Origin of the sequence: Streptomyces sp. NPDC051738 (genome assembly GCF_044453205.1) — a bacterium.
Lineage (GTDB): Bacteria > Actinomycetota > Actinomycetes > Streptomycetales > Streptomycetaceae > Streptomyces.
Genome location: NZ_JBITCM010000005.1, coordinates 1 through 20,250, shown reverse-complemented (window position 1 = coordinate 20,250; position 20,250 = coordinate 1). Strand labels below are relative to the sequence as shown.

Annotated in this window: 19 protein-coding genes and 1 pseudogene; 11 read left to right on the top strand and 9 right to left on the bottom strand. The window is 68.4% G+C overall.

The annotated features are described in order from the left end of the window. Nucleotides 1-78: 78 nt before the first annotated feature. A complete protein-coding gene (locus tag ACIA8X_RS13290) occupies nt 79-1,392 on the top strand; it encodes an MFS transporter (RefSeq protein ID WP_393446363.1) in 1,314 nt (437 codons plus the stop codon). Here the strand turns inward: ACIA8X_RS13290 and ACIA8X_RS13285 are convergent. The 3 genes from ACIA8X_RS13285 to ACIA8X_RS13275 form a co-directional block, all read right to left on the bottom strand. Beyond that, nucleotides 1,354-2,199, bottom strand: coding sequence for a spermidine synthase (locus tag ACIA8X_RS13285; protein WP_393446365.1), 846 nt, complete (start codon nt 2,197-2,199; stop codon nt 1,354-1,356). The two genes, ACIA8X_RS13290 and ACIA8X_RS13285, sit on opposite strands and share 39 nt — an antisense overlap. A gap of 120 nt (nt 2,200-2,319) precedes the next feature. Beyond that, nucleotides 2,320-3,489 carry an elongation factor Tu gene (gene tuf / locus ACIA8X_RS13280; RefSeq protein WP_393446367.1) on the bottom strand — a complete coding sequence of 390 codons (1,170 nt, stop codon included), beginning with the start codon at nt 3,487-3,489 and terminating at the stop codon, nt 2,320-2,322. A 283-nt stretch (nt 3,490-3,772) separates the two neighbouring features. Beyond that, complete coding sequence (locus ACIA8X_RS13275) at nt 3,773-4,495, bottom strand: DNA alkylation repair protein (protein ID WP_399458327.1); 723 nt, start codon at nt 4,493-4,495, stop codon at nt 3,773-3,775. Between the two features lie 49 nt (nt 4,496-4,544). Between ACIA8X_RS13275 and ACIA8X_RS13270 the strand changes: the two genes are divergently transcribed. Beyond that, nucleotides 4,545-5,306, top strand: coding sequence for a TVP38/TMEM64 family protein (locus ACIA8X_RS13270; protein ID WP_393446371.1), 762 nt, complete (start codon nt 4,545-4,547; stop codon nt 5,304-5,306). A gap of 67 nt (nt 5,307-5,373) precedes the next feature. On the opposite strand, the gene ACIA8X_RS13265 is transcribed toward ACIA8X_RS13270, so the two are convergent. Beyond that, nucleotides 5,374-6,543 (bottom strand): thiolase family protein, encoded by a 1,170-nt coding sequence (locus ACIA8X_RS13265; protein WP_393446373.1) that lies wholly within the window; start codon nt 6,541-6,543, stop codon nt 5,374-5,376. 93 nt (nt 6,544-6,636) lie between these two features. Between ACIA8X_RS13265 and ACIA8X_RS13260 the strand changes: the two genes are divergently transcribed. Then, complete coding sequence (locus ACIA8X_RS13260) at nt 6,637-7,107, top strand: winged helix-turn-helix transcriptional regulator (protein WP_393446375.1); 471 nt, start codon at nt 6,637-6,639, stop codon at nt 7,105-7,107. 69 nt (nt 7,108-7,176) lie between these two features. Here ACIA8X_RS13260 and ACIA8X_RS13255 read toward each other — a convergent pair whose 3' ends face one another. Both ACIA8X_RS13255 and ACIA8X_RS13250 read right to left on the bottom strand, forming a co-directional pair. Beyond that, nucleotides 7,177-8,103 carry a PmoA family protein gene (locus tag ACIA8X_RS13255; RefSeq protein WP_393446376.1) on the bottom strand — a complete coding sequence of 309 codons (927 nt, stop codon included), beginning with the start codon at nt 8,101-8,103 and terminating at the stop codon, nt 7,177-7,179. Beyond that, nucleotides 8,100-9,272: a Gfo/Idh/MocA family protein gene (locus ACIA8X_RS13250; RefSeq protein WP_393446378.1), complete on the bottom strand. Its 1,173-nt coding sequence runs from the start codon at nt 9,270-9,272 to the stop codon at nt 8,100-8,102. The genes ACIA8X_RS13255 and ACIA8X_RS13250 overlap by 4 nt, the downstream gene beginning before the upstream one ends. 263 nt (nt 9,273-9,535) lie before the next feature. Here ACIA8X_RS13250 and ACIA8X_RS13245 point away from each other — a divergent pair, with 263 nt between their 5' ends. After that, complete coding sequence (locus tag ACIA8X_RS13245; RefSeq protein ID WP_393446380.1) at nt 9,536-10,411, top strand: undecaprenyl-diphosphate phosphatase; 876 nt, start codon at nt 9,536-9,538, stop codon at nt 10,409-10,411. A 459-nt stretch (nt 10,412-10,870) separates the two neighbouring features. Beyond that, nucleotides 10,871-11,167: a hypothetical protein gene (locus tag ACIA8X_RS13240; RefSeq protein ID WP_393446381.1), complete on the top strand. Its 297-nt coding sequence runs from the start codon at nt 10,871-10,873 to the stop codon at nt 11,165-11,167. A gap of 193 nt (nt 11,168-11,360) precedes the next feature. Here ACIA8X_RS13240 and ACIA8X_RS13235 read toward each other — a convergent pair whose 3' ends face one another. Both ACIA8X_RS13235 and ACIA8X_RS13230 read right to left on the bottom strand, forming a co-directional pair. Continuing rightward, nucleotides 11,361-12,458: an integrase core domain-containing protein gene (locus tag ACIA8X_RS13235; RefSeq protein WP_393446383.1), complete on the bottom strand. Its 1,098-nt coding sequence runs from the start codon at nt 12,456-12,458 to the stop codon at nt 11,361-11,363. Nucleotides 12,459-12,881: 423 nt separating this feature from the next. Further along, entirely contained in the window at nt 12,882-14,093 is a 1,212-nt protein-coding gene (locus tag ACIA8X_RS13230; RefSeq protein ID WP_393446385.1) for a hypothetical protein, read from the bottom strand. 559 nt (nt 14,094-14,652) lie between these two features. Between ACIA8X_RS13230 and ACIA8X_RS13225 the strand changes: the two genes are divergently transcribed. The 5 genes and pseudogenes from ACIA8X_RS13225 to ACIA8X_RS13205 all read left to right on the top strand — a co-directional run bounded on the left by ACIA8X_RS13225 (nt 14,653) and on the right by ACIA8X_RS13205 (nt 17,911). After that, entirely contained in the window at nt 14,653-15,138 is a 486-nt protein-coding gene (locus ACIA8X_RS13225) for a bacterial transcriptional activator domain-containing protein (RefSeq protein WP_393446387.1), read from the top strand. 186 nt (nt 15,139-15,324) lie between these two features. Then, nucleotides 15,325-15,624 (top strand): annotated as a pseudogene (locus tag ACIA8X_RS13220) (HAD family hydrolase); the annotation flags it as partial. A 57-nt stretch (nt 15,625-15,681) separates the two neighbouring features. Next, the gene (locus tag ACIA8X_RS13215) at nt 15,682-16,206 is read left to right on the top strand and encodes a hypothetical protein (protein ID WP_301994554.1); all 525 of its coding nucleotides are present in this window, start codon (nt 15,682-15,684) and stop codon (nt 16,204-16,206) included. Continuing rightward, on the top strand, nt 16,206-16,664 hold the full coding sequence (locus ACIA8X_RS13210) for a hypothetical protein (RefSeq protein WP_217206513.1): 459 nt from the start codon (nt 16,206-16,208) through the stop codon (nt 16,662-16,664). Before ACIA8X_RS13215 ends, ACIA8X_RS13210 begins: the two co-directional genes overlap by 1 nt. A 455-nt stretch (nt 16,665-17,119) precedes the next feature. Beyond that, nucleotides 17,120-17,911 carry an IS5 family transposase gene (locus tag ACIA8X_RS13205; protein WP_393446389.1) on the top strand — a complete coding sequence of 264 codons (792 nt, stop codon included), beginning with the start codon at nt 17,120-17,122 and terminating at the stop codon, nt 17,909-17,911. Here the strand turns inward: ACIA8X_RS13205 and ACIA8X_RS13200 are convergent. Then, complete coding sequence (locus ACIA8X_RS13200; protein WP_393446391.1) at nt 17,868-18,419, bottom strand: hypothetical protein; 552 nt, start codon at nt 18,417-18,419, stop codon at nt 17,868-17,870. The genes ACIA8X_RS13205 and ACIA8X_RS13200 overlap by 44 nt on opposite strands. Before the next feature lie 153 nt (nt 18,420-18,572). Here ACIA8X_RS13200 and ACIA8X_RS13195 point away from each other — a divergent pair, with 153 nt between their 5' ends. Next, nucleotides 18,573-19,931, top strand: a complete 1,359-nt coding sequence (locus tag ACIA8X_RS13195) for a hypothetical protein (RefSeq protein ID WP_393446393.1) — start codon at nt 18,573-18,575, stop codon at nt 19,929-19,931. Nucleotides 19,932-20,250 lie beyond the last annotated feature (319 nt).

Genomic DNA, 20,250 nt, shown 5'->3' with positions numbered 1-20,250 from the left:
GCCCGGCGGGCGGCCCCATCCGGCCCGTGACCTGCAATCCGCTTGGCAAATCGGAGCCCGGGCGGCGATAGTCGGCCGGTGAACTCCCCCGCCGACCTCCGCCGCTCTCCCCGCCGCCCCTCCCGTCGCCCCGCATGGGCGAGCCGCAATTACAGCCTGCTGACCGCCGCCGCGTTCGTCACGAACCTCGGCAGTCACGGCGCGCTGGTCGCCGCCGCCTTCGCGGTGCTGGAGTCGGGCGGTGACGGCGGTGACGTGGGTCTGGTGGCCGCTTCCCGCACCCTGCCCCTGGTGCTCTTCCTGCTGATCGGCGGTGCCGTCGCGGACCGGCTGCCCCGGCACCGGGTGATGGTCGCGGCCAACGCCCTCAACTGTGTCTCACAGGCCGCCTTCGCCGTACTGGTCCTCTCCGGGGAGGCGCAGCTGTGGCAGATGATGCTGCTGACCGCGCTCGGCGGTACCGGCCACGCGTTCTTCAGCCCCGCGGCCGAGGGCATGCTGCTGTCATCGGTCCAGGGGGAGCAGGCGAGCCGGGCGTTCGCCGTGTTCCGGATGGCGATGCAGGGGGCGGCGGTGGGCGGCGCCGCGCTCGGCGGTGCCATGGTGGCCGCGCTCGGGCCCGGCTGGGTGCTGGCGGCGGACGCGGCGGCCTTCGCCATCGCCGGTTCCATGCGGGCGTTCCTCGATGTGCGTCACGTTCCTGAGCGCACGCCGGGCGGCGGCATGCTCGCCGATCTGCGGGAGGGCTGGCGGGAGTTCGCCGGGCGGCCGTGGCTGTGGGCGATCGTCGTCCAGTTCTCCATCGCCAACGCGGTCGTCGCCGCCGCCGACGCGGTCTACGGCCCGCTCGTCGCCCGGGACCACCTCGGCGGCGCGGGCCCATGGGGCCTGGCCCTGGGCTTCTTCGGGGCCGGCACGGTCGCCGGTGCCCTGCTCATGACCCGCTGGAAACCCCGCCGCCTGCTCCTCGCCGGCACCCTGTGCGTCTTCCCGCTCGCGCTCCCCTCCGCCGCGCTGGCCGTTCCGGCGCCGATCACGGTGCTGTGCGCGGTGATGTTCCTCACCGGCCTGTCGGTGGAGGTGTTCGGCGTCTCCTGGATGACCGCGCTCCATCAGGAGATACCGGAGGACAAGCTGTCCCGGGTCGCCGCGTACGACTGGTTCGGCTCGGTCGGCCTGGTCCCGCTGGCGACGGCACTGGCCGGCCCCGCGGAGTCCGCGTTCGGGCGCACGTCGGCACTGTGGGGCTGCGCCACGCTGATCGTGGTCGTCACGGCGGCGGTCCTGTGCGTACCGGACGTACGGAACCTAAGGCGTCGTACGAAACAAGTGGCCGCGGCCGACCAGCCCGAATCAGCCGATGCTGAAAGCTCCGTCCGGGGGCTCGGGTGACGGTACGGCGTCCTCGTCCCGCACGGGTCGCGCGCCGCCGATGAAATCGCGCAGGGCGGGCCCGTGTTCGACCCGCGCCGGAAAGGCGTCGGAGGCGGTGAGCCGGGCCAGGGCGGCCGTGTCGAGGGGCTGGTGCGCGGCGACGAGTACCGCGTTGCCGAACCGCCGCCCGCGCAGCACACCCGGTTCGGCGATCAGCACGAGCTCCTCGAACAGCGTTGCGTAGGTGGCGAGTTGGGAGCGCACGAAGGCGAAGGGCGCGGCGTCGGCGAGGTTCGCCAGATAGACGCCGCTCCCCCGCAGCACCCGCTCGGCGTGCCGGGCGTACCCCACCGACGTCAGATGAGCCGGCACCCGTGACCCCCCGAAGACGTCGGCGACCAGCACGTCGACGGAATCGTCCGGCGCCGCCTCCAGCCACTCCCGGGCGTCCCCGGCGTGCAGCCGGACGCCGTCCCCGTCCGCGACCGGCAGCTGCTCGACGACCAGCTCCATCAGCCCCCGATCGGCCTCGACGACATCCTGCCGCGAGCCGGGCCGGGTGGCCGCCAGATACCGGGGCAGGGTGAGCGCCCCACCCCCGAGATGCAGCACATCCAGAGCCCGCCCCGCCTCGGCGACGGTGTCCAGCACATGCCCGAGCCGCCGCGCGTACTCGAACTCCAGATGCGTCGGCTCGTCGAGATCGACGTAGGACTGGGGCGCCCCGTCGACGGTCAGCAACCAGGCGCGCTTCCGATCGACGTCGGGCATCAGCTTGGCGGTGCCGTAGTCGACGGGGCGGGTGACGGGTATGGCGTCGTTCACCTTCCCATTGTGCCGGGGAAGTCTGTTACAGGGGGCGCGGGGAGCGCCCCGTCAGGGGCGCGGGGAACTGCGCGACCAGCCACAGCCGGACCCGCAGTCCCCGACGAACCGCAACAACCCTCATTCAACGGCTGTGACGGTTCCCGCCCCAACAGTCCGCCCACCCTCACGGATGGCGAAGCCGAGCCCCGCCTCCAGCGGAACGTCACGCCCCAGCTCGACGGTCACGGCAACCGTCTCCCCGGGCCGCGCGACCCCCACCTCACCGAGGTCGATGTCCCCGACCACGTCCGCCGTACGGATGTAGAACTGCGGCCGATACCCCGTGACGACCGGCGTCGTACGCCCACCCTCACGAGCCGACAGCACATACACCTGCGCCGAGAACCGACGGCGAGGCACCACACTCCCCGGCGCGGCCACGACATGCCCCCGCCGGACGGCATCCCGCGCAACCCCTCGCAGCAACAGCGCCACGTTGTCCCCGGCCTGCGCCTCGTCCATCGGCTTGCCGAACGTCTCCAGCCCGGTGACCACGGTCTCGACCTCGGCCCCGAGCACTTCGACCCGGTCACCCACCCGCACGGTGCCCCGCTCGACGGCGCCGGTGACCACCGTCCCCCGGCCGGTGATGGTGAGCACGTTCTCGACGGGCAGCAGGAACGGCGCGTCCACATACCGCTCCGGCATCGGAACGTAGGTGTCCACCGCGTCGAGCAGCGCGTCGATCGACGCCGTCCACTTCGGGTCCCCCTCCAGGGCCTTCAGCCCCGAGACCCGTACGACGGGCGCGGCGTCGCCCCCGTAGCCGTGCTCGGTGAGCAGGTCGCGGACCTCCAGCTCGACGAGGTCGATGAGCTCCTCGTCGCCCGCGTCGGCCTTGTTGAGGGCGACGACGATGTGGTCGACGCCCACCTGCCGGGCGAGCAGTACGTGTTCGGCGGTCTGCGGCATGATCCCGTCGAGTGCGGAGACGACGAGGATCGCCCCGTCGAGCTGCGCGGCGCCGGTGACCATGTTCTTGACGTAGTCGGCGTGGCCCGGCATGTCGACGTGCGCGTAGTGGCGGGTGTCGGTCTCGTACTCGACGTGCGCGATGTTGATGGTGATTCCGCGCGCGGCCTCCTCGGGCGCCCGGTCGATGCGGTCGAACGGCACGAACGTGCCCGATCCGCGCTCGGCGAGGACCTTGGTGATGGCGGCGGTCAACGTGGTCTTGCCGTGGTCGACATGACCCATCGTGCCGATGTTCAGGTGTGGTTTCGTGCGCACGTATGCCGTCTTGGACATGGCTGTACCTCGAAGTCTCTGCGAAGGAGATCTCTACGGAGGAGATGGGGACCCCAAGGACTTGCCGACCCTCCCCCTGCGGGGTCCGCCGGACTTTCCGGAGAGGGTCAGCTTCGGGCGCCGTCGACGGCGGCCAGGAAGACGGGAACGGCAGCCTTCGGGGCATCCGCGACTGCGGATGCTGCGAGGAGGAAGGCGTACCGGAACATGACGTCGATCATTGCCGACGCTTTGCCCGACGTCGAATGGTTTTTCGCGGTACGGGACTTGGCGCTACGGAACTTCAGGCGCCGATGTTCTTCAGCGCCTCCCGCACCGACAGCGGCGCGAACCGCCCCCGCTCCCGGGCCAGGAAGTCCCGTACGGCGTCCGGGTCGATCTTGGCGTACTCGCGCAGGCACCAGCCGATGGCCTTGCGGATGAAGAACTCGGGGTGGCCGGACTGGCGCAGGCAGTAGGCGAAGAGGCGCTCGGTGTCGGTGCGTTCCTTGTAGCGCAACTGGTGGAGCAGGGCGGTGCGGGCGACCCACAGGTCGTCGTCTTCGATCCAGGCGTCCATGTCCGCCGTGAGCCTCGGATCGGCCGCGACGAGCCCGCCGACCACGTGCGCGGCGAGCGCGTCGACGGTGTCCCACCACGAGACGGTGGTGATCAGGTGCCGGGCCACCGGCAGGAAGCCGGAGGAGCAGCGCCCCACGTGGCGGCGGAGATAGTCGACGGCGAAGTAGTGGTACTCGCGCTCGGGCAGCTGCCAGCAGCGCAGGGCCACGGCGGTGCAGTCGGTCTCGTCGGGGCGGGGTGTGTCCTGGACGACGGTGCGGGACAGGGCGCGGCGCTCGGGTGTGGGGATGCCGAGGAACGGGGCCACGTCCTTCATGTACGCCCGGGCGGCGACGGCCCGCTCCGGGTCCGCCGCGGCGGCATACGCGGTGGTGAGCCGCTCCAGGACGGTGTCGGCCAGAGCACTGCGGGGAACTTCCAACGTTCCCTCACCTGTGACGCGCATGAGACGAACCATACGGCGATCACACATCTTCGTCGGTTACTGTCGCCGAATGCTCGATGCCACCACCCGCTCTGGGGGCACCGCAACAGCCTCTCCTCGGACCGCCGCCACGGAGCTCACCGTCCCCGCGCCCACGGGCTTCGCCGCGCGCTGCACGAGAGTGCTGCTCTCACCTTGGTCACGGCTGTCCCTGCTCGTGGTCCTGCTGGCCGCTGCCGCGTCGTCCGTGCTGCTCTTCGAGCCGCACAAGCTCCTCGCGAACGGCTGGCCGCCACAGGTCGGTGGCCCGACCGCGATCGTGCTGTTCGCGGTGGCGTACGGGCTCATCACGGTGGCGTTCGTGCCGCGGCCACTGCTGAACCTCGCGGCGGGCGCGCTTTTCGGCTCCGAGTGGGGTATCGGCGCGGCCCTGGTGGGCACCGTGATCGGTGCCGGGATCGCCTTCGGACTGGGCCGGCTGCTCGGCCAGGAGGCGCTGCGCCCGCTGCTGCGCGGCCGGTGGCTGAAGGCGGCGGACAACCAGTTCAGCAAGCACGGCTTCCGCTCGATGCTGGCGGTGCGGCTGTTCCCCGGCGTGCCGTTCTGGGCCGCGAACTACGCCGCCGCCGTCTCCCGCATGGGCATGCTCCCCTTCCTGCTCGCGACGGCGCTCGGGTCGATCCCCAACGTCGCCGCCTACGTGGTCGCCGGCGCCCGGGCCTCCACGCCGACGTCTCCGGTGTTCCTGATCGCGGTGGCCGCGATCGCGCTGCCGGCGCTCGCGGGCGCGGTGGTGGCCTGGCGCAAGCGCCACCACCTGCGCGGTCGCTGAGCCGGTCGTCGGATCAGATCGACTCGATGGATCAAGCCGACGCTGTGGATCAGACCGATTCGGTGGATCAGACCGACTCGATGATCATCGCGTTGGCGAGTCCGCCCGCCTCGCACATCGTCTGCAGGGCGTAGCGGGCGCCGCGTTCGCGCATCGCGTGGACCAAGGTCGTCGTCAGCCGGGTGCCGCTCGCGCCGAGCGGGTGGCCGAGGGCGATCGCACCGCCGTGCACGTTGACCTTGGCGAGGTCGGCGCCGGTCTCCTGCCGCCAGGCCAGGACGACACTGGAGAAGGCCTCGTTCACCTCGAAGAGGTCGATGTCGTCCAGGCTCAGCCCCGCCCTGCGCAGCACCTTCTCGGTCGCCGGGACGACTCCGGTGAGCATCAGGAGGGGGTCGGAGCCGGTGACCGCGAAGCTGTGCAGGCGGGCGAGGGGGCGCAGGCCGAGTCGGGCCGCTGTCTCGCCGGAGGTGATGAGCAGGGCGGAGGCGCCGTCGTTGACGGGGCTGGCGTTGCCCGCGGTGACGTTCCACTCGATCTGCGGGAAGCGCTCGGCGAAGGCCGGGTCGTAGTAGGCGGGCTTCAGGCCGGCGAGGATCTCGGGAGTGCTGCCCGGTCGTACGCACTCGTCGCGCGAGACGCCCTCCAGGGGCGCGACCTCGGCGTCGAAGAGGCCGTTGTCCCAGGCCTCGGCCGCCTTGCGGTGCGAGGAGACGGCGAACGCGTCCATCTGCTCGCGCGTGATCGACCACTTGGCGGCGATCAGCTCGGCGCTGATCCCCTGCGGGACCAGGCCCTCGGGGTAGCGCTCGGCGATGCCCGGGCCGAAGGGGTCCTTGCCGGGCGGCACGTTCGACCACATCGGCACCCGGCTCATCGACTCGACGCCACAGGCGACGACCAGGTCGTACGCGCCCGAGATGACGCCCTGCGCGGCGAAGTGCACGGCCTGCTGGGAGGAGCCGCACTGGCGGTCCACGGTGGTCGCCGGGACCGTCTCCGGGAAGCCCGCCGACAGGGCGGCGTACCGGGTGGTGTTCATGGCCTGCTCGCCGACCTGGTCGACGGTGCCGCCGATGACGTCGTCGATCAGCGCCGGGTCGACGCCGGAGCGCTCGACGAGGGTGCGCAGGGTGTGGGCGAGGAGCTGGACGGGGTGGACGTGTGCCAGGGCGCCGTTCGGCTTGCCCTTGCCTATTGGGGTGCGTACGGCTTCGACGATGACTGCGTCACGCATGGTGCGGCCTCCACAGCTACCAGTCAGTAGGAAATCCAAACTCACCATAGCCCTGCGGGTTGGAAAATCAAACCCTCCCCTAGGATTGGCTCCATGGCCGCCACCAAAGACCCGCGCCCCTGTTCCATCGCCGACACCCTGGCGCTCGTCGGCGAGAAGTACTCCCTGCTCGTCCTGCGCGAGGTGTGCCTCGGCAACGGCCGTTTCGACCAGCTCGTACGCAACATCGGCGCCCCGCGCGACATCCTGGCCACCCGGCTGCGCCGCCTTGTCGATGCGGGCATCCTGACCAAGCGCACCTACAGCGAGCGCCCTCAGCGGTTCGAGTACCGGCCCACACAGGCGGGGCTCGAACTGGAGCCGGTCCTGATGACCCTGATGGCGTGGGGCGACCGCCATCTCCGCAAGGACGACGACCGCCCCATGGTGATCGAGCACACCTGCGGCAACGAACTGGTCCCGGTCGTCACCTGCCGGGCCTGCGGCGGCGCGGTGCACCACGAGGACCTCACGGCCCACCCCCAGGTGCCGGGATGGACGGTGGCGGGGCCGACGGCGGCGTGAGTCATCCCAGGGGGACCTTGAACTCCCTGAAGTCCAACTCCCCAAAGTCCACCGGGGATACGTCGATCTTCACCAAGGGTGCGTCTGCAGATACTCGGCGATCTCCTCCCGCTCCCACGCCCCGTCGGCCACGACGACCCGGTAGCGGCGGGTGAGGGTCTCGCCGGGCGCCAGCTCCAGCTCATCGTGGAACGCCCAGGACGGGGCCACGCCCGCGAAGGGCTCGTTGCGTACGAACCAGTGGGCGGGGTGGGTGCCACGGTCGCCGGCGTGGTCGTTCTCCGGGGCGTGCGCGAAGACGAGGGTCGCGTGACCGTCGGTGCCGTCGTGCTCGCCGGAGTAGGCCAGCCAGGGCGCCTGTGCGGCCATCAGGCCGGGGCCCTCGGCGTCGGGGGCGATGATCCGGCCGCCCTGGAAGGCGCGCGGGCCACGCCAGAACAGGCCGGTGTATCCCGCCATCTCACGTCCGGCGGTGGTGGGGCTGCCGAACCGCAGCGGCTCGTCACGCCGGTTCGTCACGGCGCTCGACCAGGTCAGGGCCCAGGACCCCGACTCCGGCTCGACATCGTGCACCTCGACCCGGCGCAGCTCGTCGGCCCACAGCTCACCGCTGTACGGATGCCAGGTCAGCCGCTCGGCGATGACGACACGGTCGCCGTCCGAGGAGACCTCGTCGAAGCCGACGTGCGCCATCGACCCGACGCGCTCGGGGAGTTCGAGATACCCCTGGCCGTGGACGTACGAATTGCCGCCCCACAGATTCGCCCCCGACAGGTGCGAGGCCGTGAGCGACAGTCCCTTGTGCCAGCGGTGGTCGTTGGGCCGGTAGTCGGTGACGATGTCGCCGGCGAGGGTCCGCAGCGGGTGGACGTACGGCTTCGGGGCCTCCCAGGCGGCCTCCGGCCGGTAGACGTAGGCGAGCAGTTCGACGCCACCGACCGGCTCGGTCACGGTGATGCGATCACCGTACGTGTGGACGATGTGCAGCCCGGTCACGCGACGGCCCCCTCGCGAGTGCCGGCCTGCGCACCCACGCCGGGCGCCCACCCGGGCGCACCTCCGTGCATCGCCGAGTAGAACGGGTCGCCGGGACCGATCTCCCCCGCCCGCACCGTCACATCCGTGAACGCCGACTTGTACAGCGCGGCGATCAGCTCCAGGCTCGTCCGCCCGTCGGTGCCACTGCTGCGCGGCCGCTCCCCCGCGCGCATGCTCGCGACCAGTTCCCGCAGTTGCTCCAGATGCGAACTGGGCAGGTCCGCTCCGAAGTCCTGCCAGGTCGCGGACTCGGCGGCGGGCACGTCACGGGCCGGGGTGATGCGCCAGTCGTCATTGCGGTGGCCGTAGAGATGGGTGAGTTCGACAGTGGCGCGCTCGCAGTCGATGCGGATGCGGCTGACCTCGTCGGGGCTGAGCACGCTGTTCACAACGGTCGCCATCGCACCGTTCTCGAAACGCACCAGGGCGGTCGAGACGTCCTCCGTCTCCACGTCGTGCACCAGCCGGCCGGCCATGGCGCGCACCTCGCTCCACGGTCCGAGCAGGTCGAGCAGCAGGTCCATCTGGTGGATGCCGTGCCCCATCGCGGGGCCGCCGCCCTCGGTCTGCCAGCGACCGCGCCAGGGCACGGCGTAGTAGGCGGTGTCGCGGTACCAGGTGGTCTGGCAGTGCGCGACGAGCGGCCGGCCCATGGCCCGCTCGGCCAGCAGCCGCCGTACATGCCGGGTGCCCGAGCCGAAGCGGTGCTGGAAGACGATCGAGGCGTACGGCCCGCCGTCCTTGCCCTCTTCCGCCTCGACGGCGTCGAAGTCGGCGAGGCTCGGCACGGGCGGCTTCTCGCACCACACCCAGGCACCGGCGCGCAGTGCGGCGACGGTCTGGTCGCGGTGCAGCGTGGGCGGGGTGCAGATGGTGACCAGGTCGGGGCTCTCCTCCCGGAGCATCCGGTCGAGATCGGTGTAGGGGCGGGGCGCACCGCCGGCGACAGCGCAGAAGGACTCCACCGACCCCGGGTCGACGTCGACGGCGGCGACGAGCTCCGTCTCACCCCCCTCGGCGAGCCTGGCCAGCGCGGGCAGGTGGGAGTCGCGCGCGATGGCACCGGTGCCGATCACGGCGACCCGGATACGGCGGCCGGTGAGCGGGGCGGACTCGGATGCGGCCATGGACGTGATCAGACTCCTACGGGGGCACGGGCGAGAGCAAAGGGAAAGAGACAGCAAGCGCTTTCCGTCCGCAGCAACGTAAGCGGCGGCCCCGCCGCAGGTCAACACCGGTATTGCGGGATGGGGCGAACGCGCGCCCAACCCCCTGTGCCGGAGCCGTCGTCGCGGGACGCTACGCTGCCCCTCGACACTCGCGATCACTGCGCCGCCGACGCGGTGTCCCCGCCACCCTCGCCACGATCAGCACTGGACTCCGTAACTTCATGTCTTGGTTTGAATCGCTCATCCTCGGACTCGTCCAGGGCCTGACCGAGTTCCTGCCCGTGTCCTCCAGCGCGCATCTGCGGCTGACCGCGGCGTTCTCGGGCTGGGAGGACCCGGGTGCGGCCTTCACGGCGATCACGCAGATCGGCACGGAGGCCGCGGTACTGATCTACTTCCGCAAGGACATCGGGCGCATCATCGTGGCGTGGCTGAAGTCGCTGACGAACAAGGAGATGCGGCGCGACCACGACGCCCAGATGGGCTGGCTGGTGATCGTCGGCTCGATCCCGATCGGCGTCCTGGGCCTGACCCTCAAGGACCAGATCGAGGGCCCCTTCCGTGATCTGCGCATCACGGCGACCATGCTCATCGTCGTCGGCGTCATCATCGGCATCGCCGACCGGCTGGCGGCCCGCGACGAGTCGGGCGGCCGGCACCGCGCGGCCAAGCAGCGCAAGGGCCTTGAGGAACTGAACGTGAAGGACGGCCTGATCTTCGGCCTGTGCCAGTCCGCGGCCCTCATCCCCGGCGTCTCCCGCTCCGGCGCCACCATCAGCGGCGGCCTCTTCATGGGCTACCAGCGCGAGGCCGCGGCCCGCTACTCCTTCCTCCTCGCGATCCCGGCCGTACTCGCCTCCGGCCTCTTCGAGCTCAAGGACGCGATGGAGAGCGACCACGTCTCCTGGGGCCCGACGATCTTCGCCACGGTGATCGCCTTCGTCACCGGTTACGCGGTCATCGCGTGGTTCATGAAGTACATCTCCACTAAGAGCTTCATGCCGTTCGTCTGGTACCGCATCGCGCTCGGCATCGTCATCATCGTGCTGGTCAGCGTGGGTGTGCTGAGTCCTCATGCGGCCGAATCCGGCGGCTGAACCAGGGCCGCACAGGTAGCGCCATCTAGCATTTCCTAGCGCCTGATTGCAGCACCACGCCATGATCATCTCCCACTCGTCTCCCACCTGGGAGGCGGGACGCACTCCCCCTAGGGCGTGTGCGTCCGCAAAGTAAGGGATGACACGGAAGGGGCCCGCACGGCTTGCCGTGCGGGCCCCTTCCGCACAGAGGGTAGAGCGGGTCAGCTGAGGTTCATGTCCGGCCCAGGCCGCGACCCTCGCCACGCGGAAACGCAGCCGCTCATCCACCGTGTCCCAGGTAGCACCGGTGAGGTCGTCCAGCGCGGCGGCCGTGACGATGAGCCGGTCGAGGCGCGCTTCCATGTCCTCCCACGTGCGCGTCACCTCGACTGCCTCACCGTGCGGACCCGTGCCCCGTACACCGCGATGGCACCTTTCCCCATGTCCCCGTTGATCGCGAGGACCTGGAGGAGCCGGATGTCCCCAGCCGCCGGTGATCTCATCCGGCGCGCGGCCCTGGAGTTGGTGCTCCACCACCGCCGCGCCGTGAAGGGCCTCCGCGGCCTCGCCCAGCTCCTGACTGATCTTGAGCACCCGCACCGGCTCCGCCGCACGCCGCCCATCCTCGAAAGGCCCCTCCACCAGACCGACTCACGGACGCTCCTCGCCCGCCGTTCGGCCCATGAGATCTGCACCGTCCCGCGCTACCGCGCACAACGCCGTGGGCCGAGCCACACCCGATGGTGGCCCGAGGGCCGGCACACCGGGATCTGACTGGACGGCGAGGACATCGTCTGCGCTGAGGCCTGGCCGACCCTGCACGACTCGCGGTGTACAGGGTCGCCCACAACGCCATCAATACTGCGAGGCGATCTTTGAAGCTGATCGCACAGCTCGCGGCGAGTCAGATATGGTGCCGAAATCGCAGCGGCGTCTCTGTGCGTGCCGAGAATCACGTCCGTGCAGGTCAAGCGGCGTGTTGGTACTCGTGGATCACTCCGCCGAGGCGGTCGTGTCGACGTATGTCGAGGCGAGCGATCTCCCTGGGGTCGGTGATGGTTTCGGGGAGTGCGCGCAGCGGCGCGGCTGCCTTCATGGAGCGGTGGGTGCGGTGCTCGTTGTAGAACCGCTCGTACTCGCTCAGGGCATGGCGCAGGTGGTGAGCGTTCCAGATGAGGGTGCGGTCGAGGAGCTCGTGGCGGAGGCTGAGCACCCATCTCTCCATAATCGAGTTCATCCTTGGCATGCGGACGCCGGTGAACACGCTCTGGATGCCGACGTCGGCGAGGATCTCGTCGATCAGGGCAGGGTACTTCGCGTCGCGGTCGCGGATCAGGTAGGCGGCGTGCGCACCCACGTCCTCAAGGTCCATGACGAGGTTCTTGACCGCCTGGGTCACCCAGCCCGCGGTGGGGTGCGCGGTGGTGCCCAGGACGCGGATGCGGCGGGTTGCGTGCTCGATGACGGCCAGGATGTACTGCCGCTGCCCGGTCAGGGTGATGGTTTCGATGAAGTCCATGGCCAGCAGGGCGTCGGCCTGGTAACGCAGGAAGCCGGCCCAGGTGGTGGCGGTCCGTTCCGGCGCCGGGTCGACGCCCTCGGCCTTGAGGATCTCCCAGACAGTGGACGGGGCGACCGTGATGCCGAGCACGGCCAGTTCCCCGTGGATACGGCGGTAGCCCCAGCCGCTGTTCTCGCGGGCCAGGCGCAGGACCAGCGCCCGGATCGAGCGGACGGTGCGCGGCCGTCCGGGCCGCTTGGGGCGGCAGATGCGGGCGTGCCGCTGCTTCACCAGGTTGTGGTGCCACCGCAGCACCGTGTCCGGACGTACCAGAAGCCGGAGACGACGCAGCACCTGGCGCGGCAGCGGTGTCAGGAGCGCGGCGAGGAAGGCCCGATCCTCGGAGGCAAACTTCACCCTTTTCGGGCCGAGTTGGCGCTCAAGGACCGTGATCTGGTGGCGTAGGGCCAGGATCTCGGCGTCCTTGGCGCGGTCGCTCATCGGGAGCAGCCAGAGCGCGGCGAAGGCATTCGACACGGTCAGATAGGCGAGACGCAGGAGCACGAGTGGTCATCATGCCGTGGCAACTGGCAGCGGCCGCAAGCGGGATGACCTGCGCGGACGAGATTCTCGGCACGCACAGGGTCTCGTCCTTGGGGTCGACCACGATGTGGCAGTGTTCCGTCAGCACCTCGCGCGTCCACCGCGCTGATCAACCAACTGCCGTTGCCGCCGCCGGCCGGAGCGAGCGCCGCACGATCCGCACCGCACCCGCAGACACCACCCTGTTCCCCAACGCCCACCAGGTCTTCCAGCCACGCTGCGACGTCGGTCTCGACAGGGCTGGCTCACATGGGTTCGTCTGCAGCTTTATGTCCACTGACCTCGCAGGCCCCGCAGGCTCTCAACTACATTGACGCCTTCGCCGTCTACAGCATCTGGCCAACCGCGGCTGAAGCGGACACTAAGGAACCACGCCGAGGCTACCTACGGGTTGCGATAGAGCACTTCGTACAGCGGCCCGAGCGTGGCCGCTGAAGAAAGGCCGTCAAGAACATTACTCAGAAACATGGTACGGGGACGCGCGACCCTGATCCGGCGGGTCAATTTCGTGGCCAGCTTCTTGATCCCTCCGCTAGCATCGACCGAAACGATGCCGCCGATCGATATTGTCATGTTGGGGGGTTGGACGTCGTCGAGTCCGAGCTGACGGCGAAGTTGGTTAGTGAGGCGGTTGATTTCCTTGGTCAGCGGCAATGCCGCCTTCATGTTGCCCTCATCGATGCGCTGCTCAAGTTCTGAGACGTGGGAACGCAGGTGTCGCGCTCCCCTGCTGTCCCTGATGTCGTAGGCTGCGCTGAGTACGTTCTCTCGTCTTCCCGCCTTGTGAACCACATATGGCAACAATGACGAGCACTGGAGCGGCAGGAAAGCACCATCGAGCACGCTGGAAACCGTCTCCCGTGCCTCCTCGTAAACCGTGTTGATCGCTTCCAGGTAAGCGTGAATGACGGGCGGTCGTTGAGGCCGAGGTTGTGGCAGCTGAGATGGAATTCCTTGGAAACACGAGAAGCCTGCCATTCTTGCACGCAGCGGGTGCGGCATGTATGGGACCCCGATATGCCGACACAACAGGTCGTAACAGCGAGCCCGATAAGTCAGCCACACCAAGTTCCTGCAGAAATCTTCGACTTCATCAGAGCCGTAGTCATTCCAGCCCCCTGCTCGTAGCATCCCCGTTGGCGGGTGCGGCGCTGGCCCTTGCGACTGGATTGCCCGGATCCATTCCATTACAGGCGAGTTGTACCTGTCGCGGACCCCGATCGCTTCCAGGACGAGCAGGTTCGAAGACGAAGTGGCGCCAATGCGGGGTTCGCCGCCAACAAGCTGGATAAGGCTCTCAACGTTTGTTTCCGGCCCGCTATTGATCCACTGCCGGGACTCCTCGGCGATGGTTTCTGCGATATGGCGCTCGATCGCCGGTACATGTACAGCGGGACCGAACAGTCCGCCAGCTGCAGGCACATCCAGCCGGTGTCCCAGGTCGGGCACGAGCACTTCGTTGAACAGCACCAATCCCTCGATGACCTGCCCGAGGGCCGCAATGTCCAGATCCGCGAATCGTCCATTGTCCTCGCGCGGCCCGTCCGGGAAGAGCACGCTGGTGGCTGCCCTGATCGTCGCGACATCCAGAGCCACCCTGGCCATGGTCCCCCTCGTATGCAAACCACGCCGCCACCAGTCGGCGAACACCCTGATCAACTCAACGTCAGACCAACATCTTTCCAGAAGGTCGATCCTCCGCGTACGGAAGCGTATAGGCGCACACGACAGTTTCACCTGGGCAGAGTGACCATCCCTGAGCAAGGTGGCCAGCAAGGGCATGAGGGCGCGACCCCGCACGGCAGTGATCTGCACGCCCGTCTCAAAGGGCAAGTCCGGCTACCACCGCGTCAAGTTAGACGCTGTTGTCGTTCCGATCTTGAGGGGTGTGTGTCGAACAGGAGTCTCGATCGGGTGATCGGCGTCGGCTGTGGGCATGAGAACAGGGCCTCTTGGTAGCTCGGGGTTGCGAAGCCGACCGAGACCCAGGAGACCTGACGAGTCCTACCGCCTACCACCGCAGACCGCGGAGCTTCTGGCCTACCTCGAACTGCGCGAAGGGCGAACCGCTCGCCGCTCCGCGATCATCAGATCCCTGTGGCCTGACAAGGCGGAGCGCCTCGGGCGGCGCAGGCTGAGCCGACTGCTGTGGCGGATGAACCAGGCCGCACCCCGGGAGTTGGTGGTCGCGGAGGGCGAGACCGTACGCATCTCGGAAGTGCTCACGAGCGACTGGCAGCAGGCACACGATGCTCTCGCCCACCCGGACTGGCCGCACACGCCATCCCTCACCAACGATCTCGAACTGCTGCAGCTCCCTCTGTTGGTCGACGTGCATTCGCCATGGATTGAGGAACATCAAAGGACGTGGGATCAGCGCAGGTTCTATGCCCTGCGTGAAGCGGGCGAGATCCTGTTGTCCGGCGAGCGACTGCGGGAAGCCGTCGAGATCGCGGAGCTCCTGGTCACGTGGGAACCGCTTGACGAGCCCAGCCATCTTCTTCTGATACGTGCCCACCTGAAGCTGGGCGCCCCGGGAAGATCCACGGAGTTGTACCAAGAATTCCGGCGCCGCCTGCGGAAGGAGCTCGGAGTCGAGCCCGCGTTCGAGCTCGCCCATGTGACATCTCTGGCCGGATGATCATGGCTTGGCCGGCATGGGCCTGGACGCCTACGTAATGGGCGGACCAGCTGTCATGGATCCGGTCAAGGTCAACTCTGCGCCACGCACATTCTTCTATCGGCCCGCGGCGCCAGCGCCACCCGGCTGACGAAGTGGCTGGCCAACCGAAAGGTCCGCAATCTCGCTGCTCAGGCGCTGAACCGGTGGGGCGCGAGCAAGCCGAACGCGCTGTTCTTCGAGCGCGTCGCCGAGGTCACTCCGTTCTGCAATGACGAGATCCTCTACGTTGGCGACGGCGTCGACAACGACCTTCGCCCGGCCGTCGCCCCGGGCATGCACGCCGCGCTGGTCCACCGTGGCCCTTGGGCGACGATCCAGTGGCGAAGCGAGGAAGCCGAGAAGCTCCCCACCTTCCGAGTGGAGAGCCCTGTGTGTACCGGGTTTTGTGCTGAAAGCCTCAGATTTCACTCAACTGCGCTTACGTCGAACAGAGTTGCCACCTAGGGTCGGTGATCGACGGCATGTTCGGTCGTTTTCACCGAGGAAATCAGGGGGAATCACGTGCGCCTCGCGCCCAGGATCATCACAGCCGGCTGCGCCACCGTCGTACTCACCGGCATAGGCATCGCACCCGCGTCGGCGGACACACGCGAGGAGGTCGGTCCCCTGGTGTGTCCGTCGGACCGGGGATACGACTTCTCCGGCAGCCGCAACTACTACAGGGACATGGAACCCCGATCCGGAGGTGATAGCGGTACGACAATCAGCATCACCTTCCACAAGGGAAAGACGACGACGTCCACCGTGGGCGGAGCAATCTCGGGCGAAGCGAAGGTGGTCTTCGCCAAGGCGGAGGCGCAGTTCGACTACCATTTCGCGTGGCAGTGGACGAACAGCTCGACCTACACGTGGTCGTGGAAGGTGCCGGACACGATGAGGCATGGTTACCTGCACGCGGGTGTGAAGGTCAAGTACACGAAGTGGAACTACAACGAGACGCAGCCCAACTGCACCACCAAGGTGATACGCAGCGGAGAAGCGCGGCTGGTCTACGAGGGTCGCGAAACCTGGCACGGAACGAACTGATGCGCAGAACACGTCTGGCCGTACTGCCGGTCATCGTCGTCCTGGCCGCCGGGTGCAGCGAGAACGCCGCACCCCGCCCGGCCCCCACCTCCACCGAGTCGGCCGTCCCACGGGTGTCCGATCCGGACCACCCCGACGGCGGTGAAAAGAAACCTGGCCGCCTCGGACCCGGTACGGTCAAACTGCCTGTATCTGCCGACCGGATTGCCGAACTCGGCGTGCGCTACACCTGCCTCGGACCCGCAGGGGGTCTCGTGGTCCGTAACGGGACGGCGCTGAATGCCGACGTCGGCGACTGCCACGACGACGCCACGTACGGCGCCAGCATCAAGGCGAAGGATCTGAACGGCCGAAAGTTCGGCAGTGAGATCACCGTCACGGTCGACAAGCGGACGAGGTGGCGTATGTCCGTGGACATCACCGACAAGGACGGTGTGAGACAGACCGTCCACAGCTGACGCCTTGGCGAAGCCCCCGTGAGCATCCACCCAACGCGGGGCAGGCCGGAGCCTCCATCAGACCCGGGGTGGCTCTGTATCTGTCAACCGGCTTGATACAGCCTGCGGTTGCGCTGTTCATCGGTGAGCATGACGCGCCAGACGTGGTCGGCCAGGCGACGCTTGAGACAACGCTCGGCTTCCTTAGTAGCTGTTGTCGTTCCGATCTTGAGCGGTGTCCGTCGAACGGGAGTCTCGATTGGGTGGTCGCGAGGTGTTCGGCGCATACGAGCAGGGCCTCCTGAACAGCTCGTTGGTGTCGAATCACCGAGCAACATCAGGAGGCCCTGGTGCCGCAGTGTTCCGTGTCGATGGGCGCGCAGTCCAGTTCAGTCACGCTGGAGTGTGACTGTCTGGCTCACCGGTTCGGAAACGCCGCCGACAACGGGTTTCGGCAGTCGCGTTATCCGACGGACATGACGGACGCGGAGTGGGCCGCGGTACGGCCGTTGCTGCCGGTGCCTGGCTGGATGCGCGGCCGGGGAGGGCAGCCGGAGGCGTACTGCCACCGGGCGATACTCGATGCGATCCGCTACCTGGTCGACAATGGCATCAAGTGGCGGGCGATGCCCGCCGAATTCCCGCCGTGGGACCGGGTATATGCGTTCTTTCGCCGCTGGCGTGACCACGGCCTGGTCAAGGAGTTCCACGACCGGTTGCGCGCGAGGATCCGCGAGAGGCTGGGGCGGGATGCGGAGCCGTCGGCCGGGGTGATCGACTCGCAGTCGGTCAAGGCAGACGCCGTCTTCGGGTCGGACAGCCGCGGCTTCGACGGCGGCAAGCTGATCAACGGGCGCAAGCGGCACGTCGTGGTCGATACCCTCGGCCTGCTGCTGGGCGTGATGGTCACCGCCGCGGACGTCGGCGACCGCACCGCCGCCCAGGTGCTGTTGCAGCAAGTCACCGACACGCACCACCAGTTGGAGCTGGTCTGGGCCGACGGCGGCTACACCGGCAGCCTCGTCGGGTACTGCCTGGCCGCGCTCGCCCTGGTCCTGGCGATTGTCAAACGCAGCGACGACATGCGCGGCTTCGTGGTGTTGCCCAAGCGGTGGATCGTCGAGCGCCTCTTCGCCCACCTGATGCGCACCCTCCGCCTGGCACGCGACTACGAGCGTCGCACCACCAGCGCCGAGGCGATGGCCTACTGGTCGATGACCCTGCTCATGACCCGCCGCCTGGCCCGGCCACGCCCGCAGCCAGCGTGAACCGGCCTGGCTGCTGCTCGGCCAGCCAGCCGCGCGCGACCAGGCGCTTCGCCTTCGACCGCAGCGCCTCCACCCGCGTCGGCACCACGTCCATACCGAACCCTGCGGCCATCTCCTGGCAGGTCAGCGGCCCTTGATGGAGCCGGGCCCGGTCCGCGAGCGCCCTAAGGATGCGCTGGTAGTCCACCGACAGCACCGACCAGGCCAGCCCCTCACGCCACATCGGAACCTGCGACTTCGTCTTCGCTGCCTCCGGCACCTGCGGCGTCCTTCCGATCTGCTCCTCGGCGGCCGGCGCGGTCCCCTCGGCCCGGGCGGGGTCCTGCCCGCTCTCGTCCACGGGGGCCAGCACCTCGCCGACCCGCGAGCAGGCGATGGCCCACTCCTTCCATTCCTGCTCGGCCACGGCCAACTCGGCCTGGACACGGTCGGCTTCCTCCCGCAGCTCGTCCACACGACGGTGAGCACCCAGCTCACGCTGTTCCAACAGCCCAACCACCGACGGCATCCACGACCTCCCGGGCAGCGACAGCACGACATGCCACAACTCCCACGGGATCGCCGACCCTATGCCCGACCAGCGGAAACGCAGTCCTCAAGTCCGGAAAGACAACAGCTTCTAAGGGCTCGCTGCGATCCACCGGGGAACAGGGGGGAACAAGTGTCGAAGTCGGCTGAAGAGGCGCTAGAGGATCTCGCACGGTATGCGAATGTCGCTGTCCACTCCACCTCGACACTCGCCGGGGAGGTTGGTGCAGCAGCCGCCGGAGACGACGAGGAGCGCAAAGAGAAAGACCTCGAAGTACTCCGGCGCAAGCCGGGCCTGCGTCCGTTACCTGCCGCAGATCTCGGCGGCTCGGTCCGCATGACGCCGTGGGACGTTCTGCACGCCCTCGCACGAGCCATCTCGTTGGCACGCCGAGGAGCCGCCCGCGGCCTGGCCGAGCACTGGGGCAGTCTGAAGTACAGCTTGGCACTCAACGGCAGCCCCACTTCATACATGGGACTGTCGGCCGAGGGACGGGACACGGCCGACTACTACAAGGCTCTCCAGTCGGGAGAACTCGGCGTCGGATTCGCGCTGGCCCTCGCCGAGCGGATTATCAGTCGGCGGTACCCGGACCACGCGGTATCGATCGTCCCGGCGGACACGGTCCTCCGCGCTGGTTGGGCCCTGAACAGCAGAGACAAGGGCACCACGGTGGGCTACCGGTACCGTCCGCAGCACTTCGCCGAGGTCTGGAAACCCGGAGAACCGTCGCGCATCTTCCCTGTCGTCTCCCGCGGCAACCACGGCAAGGCGAAGGACTCCCACGGCCAGCTCGCGGACGCTTCGGTCTACATAGACGGTGTCCACATCGGCATCCACAACGAGACACCCGGCCTGATCTTCAGCACACAACTGCCCCTCGATGAGTCGCTCACTGTGCACACATTGAATGCCGACGGCGCAGACGGATGGCTGTCCGGCACGGACACCTTCCCCCTCGGAAACCTAGACGAACGGCTCCGCGACGAGGCATGGCCCCCAGGCATCCACCCGCTGGCCGACGACGGCAAAGGGACGCCCGTGGAACCCGGTGTTCACGTCTCCCCTGAACTCTCCGGATGGTTCCAACAAGTCCTCGCGCGAACCTCCGCCGCAGGGCTCACCGCCTTCGCCGGCGACGGAAACTCCACCGCCCCGTACCTCACCACCCGCCAGGGAAGTCGACGCTTCTCCGCCGGAATCGCCCATGCGGCCACCGACAGCGTCCAGGACGCCGCGTACACACTGCTCGGCATCCCGTTCGTCGGCACCGACCACGTCTTCCGACTCAACGGAACACGCGTGGAGGCATTCTCCGGAGTCCAAGCCGACCTCTTCGGCCACCTGAGCCGCGGCCGCCTGCAGCAGTACCGCAGCGATGTCCACGCTCTGCGCATCAAGTGGCCTGCGGACACCTGGGACGAGGAGTGGAACGGTCCCGTGTCGATACACCAGGATGGCTCGGTCCTGGCCATGCACCTGTTGCCCTGACCACTCTTCGTGGGTGGCGTCCCGTCATGTGGTGTAGCAGATCAAGGCACCGGAATCCGCAGGTCATCGCAGCCTCGGCGCGGTTCGGGACCGCGCATGGCGCTGACGGCAGGTCAGCCGCTGCGCCACCCGGGAGCCGTGTCCCATGGGGTGGCCGACGCGCGGCTTACCGGAACCCGTCGAACAAGGTCGCTTACACCACGAAGCGGGACACGACCTCTTCGGGTCACGTCCGCTGGAGTGGTGTATCGACGGCCACTCGGTGATCTCGTTTTGAGGCTATGCGGTGAGTTCGGTCGGGAGGACGGTCTCGTCGGTT